Genomic DNA, 15130 nt, shown 5'->3' on the forward strand with positions numbered 1-15130 from the left:
GGGCAGCGGACCCCCCGGCGGTTGCACGGACGGCGGGGAGCGCCCCGGGCGGCGCGGGGGGAGGCAGCGGCTGCCGACCGGGGCGGTCCGTCAGCCCAGGCGGGTCGGCGAGGACGCGGCCGGCGCCAGGAGCCGGGGCGCGCCCGAGCCGTCCGCGGGGACCGCCCACAGGTCGGAGGTGTCCGCCGCGCCGTCGGCGGGCAGGCCGTAGGCCACGGTGCGGTCGTCGAGCCACAGGGCCTGGTCGTCCACGCTGTGCTTCTCCGCGAGCGGCTGCTCCCGCAGGGTCCGCAGGTCCATGACGTGCTCTCGCCACAGCTGTGCCCCGCGCTGCACCCGCTTCTTGTACACGATCCGCGTCTCGTCGGGGGACAGCGACGGGCACTCGACGTTCCGGGCCAGGGTGGTGACGCTGCGCTGCGCGATCGAGCCCTTCACCAGGTACGTCTGACCGGCCGTGGCGAGCGTGGCGTAGAAGGTGTCGTCGTCCTTGGCGAAGGTGACGCCCCAGAAGTTCACGTCCGCCGCGCTGTAGGGCTTGCCGTCCAGTACGACCGCGAACTTCTCCAGGTCCGCTTCGAGCGCCCCGCTGCGGGTGTCCGCGATCGCCGTACGGGTGGAGAAGAACGCCGAGCCGTACGATTCCCCGGACACGAAGACGGTCCAGGCCGCGAAGCGGCCGCTCGGGGAGACCCGGGCCCGGGAGGGCGTGCCGGCGAGGGGGAAGCTGCGCACCGTGCGCAGCTCCGAGTCGACGATCACGGCCCGGTTGTCCTGGGCGAGTGCGCCCGGCGCGGAGACCAGGCACACCCCCGTGCCGGCGGCCGCGTGGAAGCGCTTGCAGTTCAGGCTCGAGGCGGTGCGCTCGCCCCGCGGTTCCTCCGCCGGGACCGAGACGAGGGACCCGCGGTGCGGGCCCTGCGCCCCGTTGAGGAACGCCAGCCGGTCGGGCCGGTCCAAGGTGAGCGGGCCCTCGGCGACCGCTGGGTCGCCCTCCCGGGTCTGCTCGGTACGGGCGGCGGCGCGGACCACCAGCAGGGCGGCGAGCCCCCCGAGGAGCAGCACGGCCAGGGCGAGTACGAGCAGGCGGCGGGAGCGCGTCATGGGGTTCCTCAGGAGCGTCGGGCCGCGGCGGCAGCGCCGTCCGGCCCCGTCGGGCGGAGTACGAAGCCGGCGACGGCCGCGCAGCAGCACAGGCCGACCGCTGCGGCGGCGAGTGCGGGGCCGGGCCCCCACAGCGTCCACGCACCGCCGAAGGCGAGCGAGCACCCGAAGCGGGCCAGCGCCTGGCCGGTGCCGACCACGGCGAGCCCCGTGGCCCGTAGCCGGGCGGGTACGGCAGCGCCGACTGCGGCGGGCAGCACCCCGTCGGTGGCGGCGTAGAACAGGCCGTGCAGGGCGAGGACCACGAACGGCAGGGCCGGCCAGTCGGGCGCCCACCAGAGCAGCCCGTACCCCGCGAGCAGGAGGGCGTGCCCGGTCACGAACACCGCGCGGCGCCCGATCCGGTCGGCGAGGACGCCGGCGGGGACGGCCAACAGCAGGAACACCGCGGCGGTGCCGAGGGGGAGCAGCGGGAACCACCGCTCGCCGATCCCGGTGCGGTCCTGGAGCAGCAGGTACAGGAAGGCGTCGCTGACGGTGGTCAGCCCGAGCAGGGCGGCGCAGGCCGCCAGGGCGCGCAGCCGGGGCAGGCGCAGCAGGGACAGCGCCTCCCCCAGGCCGACCGGAGCCGGCTCCGCATGGCCGGCCGAACCGCCGGCCGAGCCTCCGGCCGAACCGCCGGCCGAACCGGAGTCCACGTCGCCGGACGCCGGGGCGCCGGGGGGGCCGGACCCGGCCCGTCCGGTGCCGGGCCCGCCGCCGGACGGGACGAACAGTACGAGCACGACGACCCCGAGCGCGGCCACGCAGCCGCTGACCCCGAAGACGGCGTCGTACCCGTCGACGGCCGCACCCAGGATGAGGAAGGCCGCGAGGGGGCCGAGCAGGGCACCGGTGGTGTCCATGGCGCGGTGCACGCCGAAGGCGCGGCCCTGCGCCCCGGGCGGGGTGGACAGGGAGATCAGCGCGTCCCGCGGGGCGGTGCGCAGTCCCTTCCCGGTGCGTTCCAGGGCGAGGACGACGCTCACCGGACCGAGGCTGTGGGCGAAGAGCAGCAGGGGTTTGCACAGGGCGGACAGGCCGTACCCGATGCCGGCGATCAGCTTGTGGTTGCGGACCCGGTCGGCGAGGTGGCCGCCGGTCAACTGCACCAGTGCGCTGACCCCGTTGTACAGGCCGTCCAGCGCGCCGAAGCCGAGCGGGCTCAGGCCGAGCCCGGCCACCAGGTACAGCGGCAGGACCGCGCTGACCATTTCGGAGGAGACGTCGGTGATCAGGCTGACCGTGCCGAGCGCGAGGACGGCCGGGGCGACGGTGCGGGACCGGACGGCGGGACCGCCGCCCGGTACGCCCTCGGTGCCGCCGGGCGCGGAGCGGTCCGCCAGGTACATGCGCTTGCAGCTCCCGTTGCCGACGGTCCGGGCCGCGCGTGCGCGGCCGCGCGTGGGTACGTACGTTCGTCCACGCGAGGGGAACCCTAGTGCGTGTACGGCCCAACTGGGCGGCATACGAAGGGATTCGGCCGTGATCCGCCCGGCACTGTCAGTCCTGCCGGCTGCTCTCGTCGCGCAGCCAGGTGGAGAAGTCCCCGGTCCGGACGGCCTTGCGGGCCCCCCGGCGGGCGGCGAGGGCCGCCACGACGAAGACCGCGATCCCGGGGAGCAGCCGGGGATGGGCCAGCGCCAGGTCCCGCAGGTCACCGCTGCCCGTGCGCGCGGACGGCACCGGCGACCCCGCCCCCGGTCCGTTCCCCGCCGCCGACTCCACCTGGAAGCGTTCCAGTTCGGCCGACGAGGTCGACGCCCGCACCTTCCTCCTGATCAGGTCGGCCCAGGTCCGTGGTGGCCGCACCACGACCCGCACCTCCTCGACCACCCGCCGCTCCCCGGGCCCGAAGGCGAGCGAGGCGGCCAGGTCATCGGCCATCAGCGGCGGCAGGGCGGCCAGCCGTGCGTGCCCCTGCTCCGACACCGCGATCACCCCGCGCCCGAACAGGCCCTCGCGGACGGCCGGCAGCCGCTGCCAGACCCGGTAGTACGCCCGGACCGGCCAGGCGCAGCCGGACAGCGGGACGTCCCGGCCGGGGGCTGCGGCCAGCAGCTCCGGACCGGCGGTGAGGGCATCGGCCAGCGCCCGGGCGCCGGCCGCGCCGAGGACGACGTCCGCGTCCACGTACAGGCGGGGGAAGCCCCGGGCGTGCTCGTCGCCGACCCGGAGCGCCGTGTGTTTGGAAGGAGTCGGGATCTCCACCACCCGGACGCGGTCGCCCCGGGCGCCCGCCACCGCGGCGGTGTCGTCCGTGCAGCCGTTGCACACCACGACGATGTCGGGCTCCGGGCGGCCCGGCTCCGGGGCCCCGGCCAGGAGCGCGTCGAGCAGGCGGCCGATGACCCGGCCCTCGTTGTGGGCCGGTATCACGATGCTGGTCACCCGGGAAGTATGCACGCGCCGAACCTCCGTGCCGGCTGTTTCCCCCAACTCGCCCCGGCCGTAGGGCCGGTGGTCTAGATTGAACGGAGCCGACCGGATTCGGCGTGCTTCGGCAGCGCTGACGTCCCGCCGGAGCAGGGCAGTTGGGGAAGAGGCGGGTGCGGCGGCCGGGGGGATTCTGGCTGCCCATCCGTGGCCGGAACGGCGCGTGGGGCGCCGGGGCCGGCCGGGGGGCGGAAGTACGTGGAACACGTAGGGCATCGGTCGTGGGGGGCCATCACCGTTGGGCGGGTCATGCACGGGTCGCGCAGGCGCCCGGCCCGCCGCCGACGGCACCCCCTTCCTTCGCACGCGTCCCCGCCATGGGTTGTCGTCACGCCCGCGGGCGTGCGCGGAACGGAGAAGGGGATCACTGTGAAAGACACCGCGAAGGACGCGGGGCGGGACACCGCAGCAGCAGGCACGGGGCTGGTCAAGCCGTTAGGTGTCGCCGTCGTCGGCGCGGGCTACTGGGGCCCCAACCTCGTCCGCAACTTCCAGGCCAGCCCGGAGTTCCGGCTCCGCTGGCTGTGCGACCTGAACGTCGACCGGGCACGCCAGGTCCTCGGCGGGTACTCCACGGTCCAGGCCACCTCGGACCTCCGGGCGGTCCTCGCCGACCCGGCCGTCGACGCGGTCGCCGTGGCCACCCCGGCCGGCACCCACCTCGACGTCGCCCTGGCCGCCCTCCGCGCCGGGAAGCACGTCCTCGTGGAGAAACCCCTCGCCGCCACCTACGAGGACGGGCTGCGGCTGGTGACCGAGGCCGAGAAGCGCGACCTCACCCTCATGTGCGACCACACCTACTGCTACACCCCGGCGGCGGTCCGCATCCGCGAGATGGTCCGCTCCGGCGAACTCGGCGAGATCCAGTTCTTCGACTCGGTCAGGATCAACCTGGGACTGGTACAGAAGGACGTGGACGTCCTGTGGGACCTCGCCCCGCACGACCTGTCCGTCCTCGACTTCATCCTCCCCGACCAGGTCCGGCCCGTCGCCGTCGCCGCCCACGGCGCCGACCCGATCGGCGCCGGCCAGTCCTGCGTGTCCTACCTGACCCTCCAGCTCAACACCGGTGCCATAGCCCACGTCCACGTCAACTGGCTGTCCCCGGTAAAGGTCCGCACCACCATGGTCAGCGGCTCCAAGCGCACCCTCGTCTGGGACGACCTCAACCCCGCCCAACGCATCGCCGTGTACGACCGCGGAGTGGAGCTGACCGCCCCCCAGGAGATCGCCGAGGCCCAGCGCCACGACATGCTCGTCTCGTACCGCAGCGGCGACATGGTCGCGCCCGCGATCGGCGAGAAGGAGGCCTTGCGCAGCATGGTCGAGGAATTCGCCGCCGCCGTCCGAACGGGCCGCCAGCCGCTCACCGACGGCCGGTCCGGCCTCCAGGTCCTCGACATCCTGGAGGCAGCCTCCCGGAGCCTGGAATTCCGCGGCGCGGTCGTCGGACTGCGCACCGGACGCTGACCGGCCGACTCCGACCGTCCAACCGCACGTCACGCCACGGCCCGCCGCGGAGCACACCGCGGCGGGCCCGGCACGCAGCAACACGACAGACTCAGTGGGGGCAAGGCGTTGAGCAAGGTTCGAGACAAGAAGATCCTGGTCACCGGCGGAGCGGGCACCATCGGCTCGCACGTCGTCGACCTGCTGGTGGAGGGCGGGGCCCGCGAGGTCGTCGTCCTCGACAACTTCGTACGGGGCCGCAGGGCCAACCTGGCCCGCGCCCTGCCGAGCGGCGTGGTGGACGTCATCGAGGGGGACATCCGCGACACGGTCGCGGTGCGCAAGGCGACCGAAGGCGCCGACCTGGTGTTCCACCTGGCCGCCATCCGCATCACCCAGTGCGCGCAGGAGCCGCGGCTGGCCAACGAGGTCATGGTCGACGGCACGTTCAACGTGCTGGAGGCCGCGGTCGCCGCCGGAGTGGGCAAGGTGATCGCCTCCTCCTCGGCCTCGGTGTACGGGCTGGCCGAGTCCTTCCCCACCACCGAACACCACCACCCGTACAACAACGACACCTTCTACGGGGCGGCGAAGGCCTTCAACGAGGGCATGCTGCGCAGCTTCCACGCCATGTACGGCCTGGACTACGTCGCCCTGCGCTACTTCAACGTGTACGGGCCCCGGATGGACATCCACGGCCTGTACACCGAGGTCCTCATCCGGTGGATGGAGCGGATCGCCGCGGGCGAACCGCCGCTGATCCTCGGCGACGGCACCCAGACCATGGACTTCGTCCACGTCCGGGACATCGCACGGGCCAACCTGCTGGCCGCCGAATCGGACCTGACCGACGAGGTGTTCAACGTCGCGAGCGGCACCGAGACCAGCCTGCGCGAGCTGGCCCTCGGCCTGCTCCGGGCCATGGACGCCGACGGGCTCGTGCCCGAGCACGGGCCGGCCCGCGCCGTCAACGGCGTCACCCGTCGGCTCGCCGATACCGCCCGGGCCACCGAACGCCTCGGCTTCACCTCCCGCATCGACCTGCCCAGCGGGCTGCGGGACCTCGTCGACTGGTGGCGGGCCGAGCGCGCCGTCGCCGACGCCGACGCCCCCGACACCGGCGCCGGCCCGGACGGGGATGCGGCCCGATGAGCGCTGCCCACACCCCCGCCCGCATCCCCGTCATGGTCCCCTGGCTCGGGGAGGAGGAGGCACGCGCCGCCGCCGACGCGGTGCTCTCCGGCTGGGTCGCCCAGGGCCCCCGGGTCGCCGAGTTCGAGCGGGCCTTCGCCGAACGCGTCGGCGCCGAGCACGGCATCGCCGTCAGCTCGTGCACCACCGCCCTCCACCTGGCCCTGATCGCCCTCGACCTCGGCCCGGGCGACGAGGTCGTCGTGCCCTCCCTGTCGTTCATCGCCACCGCCAACGCCGTCCGCTACCTCGGAGCCCACCCGGTGTTCGCCGACGTCGACGAGGCCACCGGCAACCTCACTCCGGCCACCGTCGACGCCGTCCGCACCCCGCGGACCCGGGCCGTGCTCGCCGTCCACCAGGGCGGCGTACCCGCCGACGTGCACGCCCTGCGCGCCGCCTGCGCCGCCTGGGGCCTCGCCCTCCTGGAGGACGCCGCCTGCGGCATCGGCGCGACCGTCGGCGGGAAGTCCGTCGGCCAGGGCGCCCTGCTCGCCGCCTGGTCCTTCCACCCCCGCAAGGTGATCACCACGGGCGAGGGCGGCATGATCACCACGGACGACGGCGCATGGGCCGAGCGGCTGCGCCGGCTGCGCGAGCACGGCATGAGCGTGTCCGCCGCACAGCGGCACGCCAGCAGCAAGCCGATCGCCGAGAGCTACCTGGAAGTCGGCTACAACTACCGGATGACCGACATCCAGGCCGCGGTCGGCCTGGTGCAACTGGGCAAACTCGACGCGATCGTGGCCCGCCGCCGGGCCCTCGCCGCCCGGTACGCGGACCTCCTGGCCGGCATCCCCGGCCTGCGCCCGGTCCGCGACCCCGAGTACGGCGAGGGCAACTTCCAGTCGTACTGGGTCCTGCTCGGGGAGGACTTCCCGGTCGGCCGGGACCAGCTGCTGGCGCTGCTCGCCGAGTCCGGGATCTCGGCCCGGCGCGGGATCATGGCCGCCCACCTGGAGCCCGCGTACGCCGGACACGGGGCGGCGCCGCTGCCCGTCACCGAGCGGATCACCAGGGACTCGTTGATCCTTCCGCTGTTCCACACGATGACGCACGAGCAGCAGGACCGGGTCGTGGCCGTGCTGCGCGGGCAGGCCGGCGGATGAGCGGCCCGGCCACCGAGGACCTGCTGGTCGTCGGCGCGGGCGGCTTCGCCCGGGAGACCGCCCAGGCCGTACGGGCCGCGGCCGCCGCCGACGCGGCGTGCGGCCGCGCCCCCCGCTGGCGGCTGGTCGGGCACCTGGACGACGACCCGGCCCTGCACGGCCGGGACGTCGACGGCGTGCCCGTGCTGGGGGACTGCGACCTGGTGCACCGGCTGCCCGTCACCGCCCGGGTCGTGGTCTGCGCGGGCAGCCCCCGCGACTACGGGGTACGGGCCCGCCTGGTGCGCCGCCTCGCCCTGCCCGAGAGCCGCTACGCCACCGTGGTCCACCCCACGGCCGCGGTCTCGGATTCCTCGGAACTGGGCCCCGGCACGGTCCTGCTCGCCCACTGCGTGCTGACCGCCGCCGTACGCGTCGGCGCGCACGTGGCGGTCATGCCGCACGCGGTCCTCACCCACGACGACACCGTCGGGGACTTCGCCACGCTCGCCTCCGGGGTCCGCCTCGGCGGCGGTGTGTGGCTGGGGCGGGGGGCCTACGTCGGCGCGGGCGCCCTCGTACGGGAGTACACCACGGTCGGCGCCTGGTCGCTGACCGGCATGGGCAGCACGGTCCTGGCCGACGTGCCGCCCGGCGAGGTCTGGGCCGGCAGCCCGGCCCGCAAGCTGCGCGAGGCGGGCGCCCCGGCCCTCGACGAACTGCGGGCCGACGAACTGCGGGCCGACCGGTCACGGGCCGAAGGCAAGGAGACCGGCCACCGGCCGGAGACACGGATGGGGAGCACAGCCGGATGAACCAGATACCGCTCGTCGACCTGAAGGCCGCACACGCCGAGATCGCGGGGGAGTTACGCGCGGGCTTCGACCGCGTGCTCGCCGACACCGCCTTCATCGGCGGCGAGGAGGTCCGCGCCTTCGAGCGCGAGTACGCCGACTTCGCCGGGGTCGGACACTGCATCGGCGTCGCCAACGGCACCGACGCCCTCGAACTGGCCCTGCGGGCCGTCGGCGTGGGCACCGGCGACGAGGTGGTGCTTCCCGCCAACACGTTCATCGCCACCGCCGGAGCCGTCCACCGCATCGGCGCCCGCCCCGTCCTCGTCGACTGCCTCCCCGACACCCTGCTGATCGACCCGCAGGCCGCCCTCGACGCGGTCGGCCCGAGAACCCGCGCCGTGGTCCCCGTCCACCTGTACGGACAGTGCGCCCCCGCCGCGGAACTCGCCGCACGGCTCCCCGCGCAGACCCGCATCGTCGAGGACGCCGCCCAGAGCCAGGGCGCCACCCGCGACGACCGCCCGCCCGGCAGCGGAACGATCGCCGCGACCAGCTTCTACCCGGGCAAGAACCTCGGCGCCTACGGGGACGCGGGCGCCGTGGTCACCGACGACGAGGAAGCGGCCGGCCTGGTCCGGGCACTGGCCAACCACGGCGGCACCGCCAAGTACCGGCACGACGTCGCCGGGTTCAACAGCCGACTCGACGGCCTCCAGGCCGTGGTGCTGCGGGCCAAGCTGGCCAGGCTCGCCGAAGGGAACGCCGCCCGCCGGGCCGCGGCCGCCCGTTACGACGAGCTGCTCGGCGACCTGGCCGCCGCCGGCAGGGTGACCCTGCCCGCCACCGACGGGGGCAACGTCCACGTCTGGCACCTGTACGTCGTCCGCATCAGCGGAGCCGACCGGGACGGGGTCGTCGGCAAGCTCAACGCGGAGGGCATCGGCGCCGGCGTGCACTACCCGGCGCCCGTCCACCTCACCCCGGCCTTCGCCCACCTCGGCCACGGCCGCGGGGACTTCCCGCACGCCGAGCGGGCCGCGGACCTGATGCTGTCGCTCCCGCTCTTCCCGCAGATCACCGCCGCCCAACAGCAGCGGGTCGTGGACGCGTTCACGAACGCCCTGCGCTGACGCGAAATCAGAGGTACAGATGAACAGACGGACACGGTGGGTCAGGTACGGCCTCTTCACCGTGGTCGCGGCCCTGATGGCCACGGTATTGCCCCCGCCCGCGTCGGCGGGGGCGGTGGACCCCTGCGGTCCCGGCACGAACGCGATCGTGTGCGAGAACTCCAAGCCGGGCACGCCGATGTCCGACTGGTTCTCGCCCAGCGCCTACGGCGACATCAAGGGCTTCAGTGCCCAGATGAGCGTCCAGGCGGGCGACACCGTGCAGTTCAAGGTCCAGTCGCCGACCCCGTACCGGGTCTCGGTCTACCGGCTGGGTCACTACGGCGGCAACGGCGCCCGCCTGATGTCGACGGCGGCGCAGGCGGCCCAGACGTACCCGGCGAACTTCGCCGCGGGCGGGCAGCCGCAGGGCTGTACCACCAAGGCCTCCACCGGCCTGGTCGACTGCGGCAACTGGCCCACCACGGCCACCTGGACGGTGCCCGCGGACGCGGTCTCCGGCGTGTACATCGTCAACTTCGACCAGGCGGACGGCAACGGCGTCATGCCCTACCCGTTCGTCGTCCGCAACGACGCCAGCCACTCCGACATCGTCGTCCAGACCAGCGACCAGACCTGGCAGGCGTACAACAACTACGGCGGCCAGGACCTGTACGACGGGGCCGGCCCCGCGCCCGACGGCCGTGCGTACGAGGTCAGCTACAACCGGCCCATGGACATCGGCGGGGACAACGGGATCTACGGATCCGAGTTCCAGATGATCTCCTGGCTGGAGCGCAACGGCTACGACGTCAGCTACATGTCCGGCATCGACATGTCGAGGCGCGGCGCGACCCTGCTCCGCAACCACAAGGTCTTCCTGTCCTCCGGACACGACGAGTACTGGACCCAGGAGCAGTTCACCAACGCCCTGGCCGCCCGGAAGGCGGGCCAGCACCAGACGTACTTCAGCGGCAACGAGATCTTCTGGAAGACCCGGCTCGCCCCCAGCATCGACGGCACCGGCACCGCCGACCGGACCCTGGTCTGCTACAAGGAGACCAAGCTCTCCTTCCCGCAGCCGAACGGCATCCCCGACCCGAGCGGGATCTGGACGGGCACCTTCATGGACCCGGCCAGCGCCACCAACGGGCGGCCCTACCAGCCGCAGAACCAGCTGACCGGCTCGCTGTTCAGCGTCAACGGCTACCGCAGCGACGCGATCACCGTGCCGGGCCGGTTCGCCAAGATGCGCCTGTGGCGCAACACGACGGTCGCCAACCTGACACCCTCCCAGACCGCCACGTTCCCGGCCGGCACCCTCGGCTACGAGTGGGACAGCGACGTGGAGAACGCGACCCGCCCGCCCGGCCAGATCCAGCTCTCCTCCACCACCGTCGACATCGAGGACGGCAAGCTCCTCCTCGACTACGGCAACACCTACGGCAACGGCACCGCCACGCACAGCCTCGTCGCCTTCCGCGATCCCACCTCCCGCGCGCTCGTCTTCGGCGCGGGCACCGTCCAGTGGTCCTGGGGCCTGACCAACATGCCGACGTCGAACCCCGACGCCGTCGTGGTCACCGAGGACAAGCGGATGCAGCAGGCGACGGTGAACGTGTTCGCCGACATGGGCGTCCAGCCCAAGAGCCTCCAGTCCGACCTGGTCCCGGCCACCGCCTCCACCGACACCACCGGCCCGACCGTCACGGTGACCAGCCCCGCGGCGGGCGCCACCGTGCCGGCCCTGCGCCCGGTGACCGTCACCGGCACCGCCGCGGACAGCGGCGGTGTGGTGGCCCGCGTGGAGGTCTCCACCGACGGCGGCACCACCTGGAAGGCGACCAGCGGCATCGGGTCCTGGAGCTACACCTGGACCCCGACCGCCCCCGGACCGGTGCAGATCAAGGTCCGCGCGGTGGACGACAGCGTCAACATCGGCGCCACCACCACCGTACCCCTGACCGTGGGCCCCCAGCAGTGCCCCTGCACCGTCTGGCCGGCCGCGGCCGTGCCCGGAACCGTCAACGCCGGAGACGGCAGCGCCGTGGAACTCGGGGTGAAGATCCGCTCCTCGGTGCCCGGCTCCATCACCGGCATCCGCTTCTACAAGTCCCCGGCCAACACCGGCACCCACACCGGCAGCCTCTGGTCCGCCTCCGGGCAGCGCCTCGCCACCGGCACCTTCACCAACGAGACGGCCTCCGGCTGGCAGCAGCTCAACTTCGCCACTCCGGTACCGATCAAACCCAACACCACTTACATCGCTTCCTACTTCGCCCCGAAGGGCGGGTACTCCTTCGACACCACCTTCGCGGGTGCCGAGGCGGGACTGGCCCCGCTGACCGCGTTGCGCAGCGGCACCGACGGCGGCAACGGCGTCTACCGCTACAGCGCCACCGGCGGCTTCCCGTCCACCGCCGCGAACGGCAGCAACTACTGGGTGGACGCGGTCCTGGACACCTCCACGGCCAGCACCACCCCGCCCACCGTCACCGGTACCTCCCCGCAGTCCGCGGCCACCGGCACGGCGATCACGGCCGGGGTCACCGCCACCTTCAACACCGCCGTGGACTCCGAAGGACTCCAGTTCACCGTCAAGGACGCCAACGGGACGGCCGTCCCGGGCAGCAAGGTCTTCGGCGCCTCGAACAGCGTCACCTTCACCCCGGCCGGTGAACTGGCCCTCAACACCACCTACACGGCCTCCGTGAAGGCCTCCGACCTGTGGGGCAACACCATGTCCGAACCGGTCACCTGGGCCTTCACCACCAGCCTCAACCCACCCCAGGTCAACTGTCCCTGCACCCTGTGGAACGGCGCCACCACCACTCCGAGCACCGCCAACGTGGTCGGCGACACCAACTCGGTGGAGCTCGGCACCCGGTTCCAGTCCGCCGTCGACGGCTACGTCACCGGCGTCACCTTCTACAAGGGGCCGAAGAACACGGGCACCCACACCGGCAGCCTGTGGTCCGCCTCCGGCCAACTGCTCGCGACCGGAACCTTCGGCAGCGAGACCCTCTCCGGCTGGCAGCAACTGAACTTCGCCACCCCGGTACCCATCACGGCCGGCACCACGTACGTGGTCTCCTACCACGCGCCGAGCGGCAACTACTCGGTGGACGGCGGCTACTTCGCCGCCACCCACCGTTCCTACCCGCTCGTCGCCCCGGCCGACGGGAGCGGCGGCGCCAACGGCCTCTACAAGTACGGCGCCTCCACCGTCTTCCCGACCAACACCTTCGGATCGGTGAACTACTGGGTCGGCCCGGTCTTCACCACGACCCCGCCGCCCGCGCAGACCGGGCAGTCCTCGGAGGTGAGCGGCCAGTGAGCACGGTCAGCGTGGTGATCCCCTGCTACAACTACGGCCACTTCCTGGCGGACTGCGTCCGCAGCGTCCTGGACGAGCAGCAGGGGGTCGACGTCCGCGTACTGATCATCGACGACGCCTCGCCCGACGGGTCCGCGGAAGTCGCGCGGGCCCTGGCAGCCGGCGACCCGAGGATCGACGTCCGCGTGCACGAGCAGAACCGGGGGCACATCGCCACCTACAACGAGGGCCTGCTGGAGTGGGCCGACGGGGACTACGTCGCCCTGCTCTCGGCGGACGACCGGCTCGTCCCCGGCGCCCTCGTACGGGCGGCGAACCTGCTCGACGCCCACCCCGGGGCCGGGTTCGCGTACGGACGGCCGCTGCGCTTCCAGCACGGCGGCCCCCTCCCACAGGCCCGGACCCGGTCCACCGGGTCGGTGGTCTACCCCGGCCACTGGTGGCTGGAACGCCGCTTCCGGGATGGCACCGGATGCATCACCTCGCCCGAGGTGGTCGTCCGCACCAGCCTCCAGCGCAAGGTCGGCGGCTACGACCCGAAGCTGCCGCACGCCGGCGACATCGAGATGTGGATGCGGCTCGCGGCGCACGCCGACGTGGGCTACGTCCGCGGAGCCGACCAGGCCTTCTACCGGGTCCACGGCAACAACATGTCCACCACCGACTTCGGCGGCCAGCTCGACGACCTCCGCCAGCGCCTCGTCGCCTTCGACTCGGTGCTCGACAAGTGCGGGGACCTGCTGCCGGACGGGGTCCGGCTGTCCCGGGCCGCCCGGACCCGGCTCGCCCGGTACGCGCTGCGGCGCGCCTACCGGGCGTACGACCGGGGCAGGACCGACGTGGTCCCGGTGGACGAGCTGGAGGCCTTCGCCGCCGAATGCGTGCCCCGGTACACGGCACTCCCCGAGTACCGGGCGCTGGTCCGGCGGCGCCGGATCGGGGCGCGGACCATGCCGTACCTCCAGCCGCTGGTGCTGTCGGCGGTCGCCGACCGCGGGCGCGAGTGGCTGTGGTGGCAGTCGTGGAAGCGACGAGGGATCTGATGGACCACCGGCACGACCCGCAGCACCCGTACGATCCGCACCGTCCGTTCGATCCGCACCGTCCGTTCGATCCGCACCGTCCGTTCGATCCGCACCGTCCGTACGACCGGGACCGCCGCCCTTCGCGGCGGTCCCGCCCGCGGTCCCCCGACGTCTCAGCCGGCCGCCGCGGCGCCCGCCACCCGCTCCCCGCCCGGGCGCCGGCCGCCGGCCCCGGCGGGGGCCGCCCCACCGCTCCCGGTTCCGGCGTCGGCGCCCTCGCGCCGGCGCCGGTTCCGGCGTACCAGCATCCGGTCGGTCCACAGGGCAGCCGGCACCCCGGCGACCGCGGCCAGCAGGGCGAGACCGGCCAGCCCCCGGCTCTTGGTGCCGTGCTGCGCCACCGCGGCCGGCGGCACCAGCTGGTCCACGCTCATCCGCGAGGCGGCGGGGATGCCCTGCGCGTCCTGGAGCGCGGTCACGCGCCGGGTGTACGCCTCGATCACCGCGCGCACCGCGGAGTTCGCGGCCGCCGGGTCGGGGTGCTCGGCCTGCACCTGGAGCGAGGGGATCAGATAGCGCGGGGTGACGCTGGTGCCGCTGTTCCGCGGCAGCAGCCGGTAGTCGGCCGTCACCCCCTCCGCCCGCAGCTCGGCCCTGCCCTCGGGCGACTCCAGCTGCTGCACCACGGCGTACGAGACGGCGGCCAGCGGCGGTTGCAGGTTGGTCAGCTGATTCGGATACCTCCCGGTGACCGGGGGTTTGAGCACGACGATCGCCGAACTCACGTGGACCGGGGTGGGGCGGAGCACCTGCACCGCTCCGGCCGCGGCGAGCACCGCCGCCACCACCAGCACGTACCAGCGCCGACGCAGCGCACGGACCAACTCACCAGGCGACACGGGGATTCCTTCCGTCCCGGACGATCCTTCCAGGACGTGCGGCGGCCCGCCATCGAATCCGGCAGCTCGCGGGGGCGCGGGTGAGCATCCGCGACTTGGCCGCCGTACTGCGCCGCCGCTGGTACGTGATGGTCTCCCTGACCCTGCTCGGCCTCCTCGCCGGGCTCCACCTGTACCGCTCGGTGCCGGTGGAGTACCGGTCGGAGAGCTCGGTGGCCCTGCTGGACTCCACCGCGGTCGCCGAACTCGCCCCGACCTTCGGCAACCCCATCTCGAACGCGGGCGGTTCGCTCGTGGTGACCGCGGACGTGCTGATCCGCACCCTGTCGGGGGCGGACGCGGCCCGGGCCCTGCACGGTCTGGGCGTCACCGACCCGTACGCGGTCGGTTTCGCCGCCAACGCCTCCGGGCCGATGCTCACCCTGTCGGTCACCGGCACCGACCGGGCGAAGGTGCTGCAAGAGACCAACGTCCTGACCTCCTTCGCCGGGGAACAGCTCAACGCCCTCCAGACGGCGGCCGGGGTGCAACCCGCCTACTTCGTCCAGACCGCCCCGGTCGTGCTGCCGCAGACGCCGGTGCCGCTGCTCAAGAGCCGCTACCAGCAGGTGCTCGGCGTGGTGATCCTGGGCACCACGGCCGGGTTCACCCTGTCC

11 protein-coding genes and 1 pseudogene are annotated in these 15130 nt (G+C 73.5%); 8 read left to right on the forward strand and 4 right to left on the reverse strand.

Annotated features, from left to right (window positions below):
• Positions 1-90: 90 nt before the first annotated feature.
• From ACFV7Q_RS35000 to ACFV7Q_RS35010, 3 genes are all read right to left on the reverse strand, one after another.
• Complete coding sequence (locus ACFV7Q_RS35000; RefSeq protein ID WP_385434960.1) at positions 91-1104, reverse strand: TolB family protein; 1014 nt, start codon at positions 1102-1104, stop codon at positions 91-93.
• 8 nt (positions 1105-1112) lie between these two features.
• Positions 1113-2495 (reverse strand): MFS transporter, encoded by a 1383-nt coding sequence (locus ACFV7Q_RS35005; protein WP_385434961.1) that lies wholly within the window; start codon positions 2493-2495, stop codon positions 1113-1115.
• Positions 2496-2646: 151 nt separating this feature from the next.
• A complete protein-coding gene (locus ACFV7Q_RS35010; RefSeq protein ID WP_385434962.1) occupies positions 2647-3534 on the reverse strand; it encodes a glycosyltransferase in 888 nt (295 codons plus the stop codon).
• A 414-nt stretch (positions 3535-3948) separates the two neighbouring features.
• Between ACFV7Q_RS35010 and ACFV7Q_RS35015 the strand changes: the two genes are divergently transcribed.
• The 7 genes from ACFV7Q_RS35015 to ACFV7Q_RS35045 all read left to right on the forward strand — a co-directional run bounded on the left by ACFV7Q_RS35015 (position 3949) and on the right by ACFV7Q_RS35045 (position 13593).
• Positions 3949-5049 (forward strand): Gfo/Idh/MocA family protein, encoded by a 1101-nt coding sequence (locus tag ACFV7Q_RS35015; RefSeq protein WP_385434963.1) that lies wholly within the window; start codon positions 3949-3951, stop codon positions 5047-5049.
• Positions 5050-5157: 108 nt separating this feature from the next.
• On the forward strand, positions 5158-6180 hold the full coding sequence (locus ACFV7Q_RS35020; RefSeq protein WP_385434964.1) for an NAD-dependent epimerase/dehydratase family protein: 1023 nt from the start codon (positions 5158-5160) through the stop codon (positions 6178-6180).
• Positions 6177-7328, forward strand: a complete 1152-nt coding sequence (locus tag ACFV7Q_RS35025) for a DegT/DnrJ/EryC1/StrS family aminotransferase (protein ID WP_385434965.1) — start codon at positions 6177-6179, stop codon at positions 7326-7328. The genes ACFV7Q_RS35020 and ACFV7Q_RS35025 overlap by 4 nt, the downstream gene beginning before the upstream one ends.
• Positions 7325-8122: an acetyltransferase gene (locus ACFV7Q_RS35030; protein WP_385434966.1), complete on the forward strand. Its 798-nt coding sequence runs from the start codon at positions 7325-7327 to the stop codon at positions 8120-8122. Before ACFV7Q_RS35025 ends, ACFV7Q_RS35030 begins: the two co-directional genes overlap by 4 nt.
• Positions 8119-9234 (forward strand): DegT/DnrJ/EryC1/StrS family aminotransferase, encoded by a 1116-nt coding sequence (locus tag ACFV7Q_RS35035; RefSeq protein WP_385434967.1) that lies wholly within the window; start codon positions 8119-8121, stop codon positions 9232-9234. Before ACFV7Q_RS35030 ends, ACFV7Q_RS35035 begins: the two co-directional genes overlap by 4 nt.
• 19 nt (positions 9235-9253) lie before the next feature.
• Positions 9254-12550 (forward strand): DUF4082 domain-containing protein, encoded by a 3297-nt coding sequence (locus tag ACFV7Q_RS35040; RefSeq protein ID WP_385434968.1) that lies wholly within the window; start codon positions 9254-9256, stop codon positions 12548-12550.
• Positions 12547-13593 (forward strand): glycosyltransferase family 2 protein, encoded by a 1047-nt coding sequence (locus ACFV7Q_RS35045; RefSeq protein ID WP_385434969.1) that lies wholly within the window; start codon positions 12547-12549, stop codon positions 13591-13593. The genes ACFV7Q_RS35040 and ACFV7Q_RS35045 overlap by 4 nt, the downstream gene beginning before the upstream one ends.
• A gap of 155 nt (positions 13594-13748) precedes the next feature.
• On the opposite strand, the gene ACFV7Q_RS35050 is transcribed toward ACFV7Q_RS35045, so the two are convergent.
• Complete coding sequence (locus tag ACFV7Q_RS35050) at positions 13749-14474, reverse strand: hypothetical protein (protein ID WP_385434970.1); 726 nt, start codon at positions 14472-14474, stop codon at positions 13749-13751.
• A gap of 80 nt (positions 14475-14554) precedes the next feature.
• On the opposite strand from ACFV7Q_RS35050, the pseudogene ACFV7Q_RS35055 reads away from it, so the two are divergent.
• Positions 14555-15130 (forward strand): annotated as a pseudogene (locus tag ACFV7Q_RS35055) (O-antigen ligase domain-containing protein); the annotation flags it as partial.

It is taken from the genome of Streptomyces sp. NPDC059851, assembly GCF_042732005.1.
Lineage (GTDB): Bacteria > Actinomycetota > Actinomycetes > Streptomycetales > Streptomycetaceae > Streptomyces.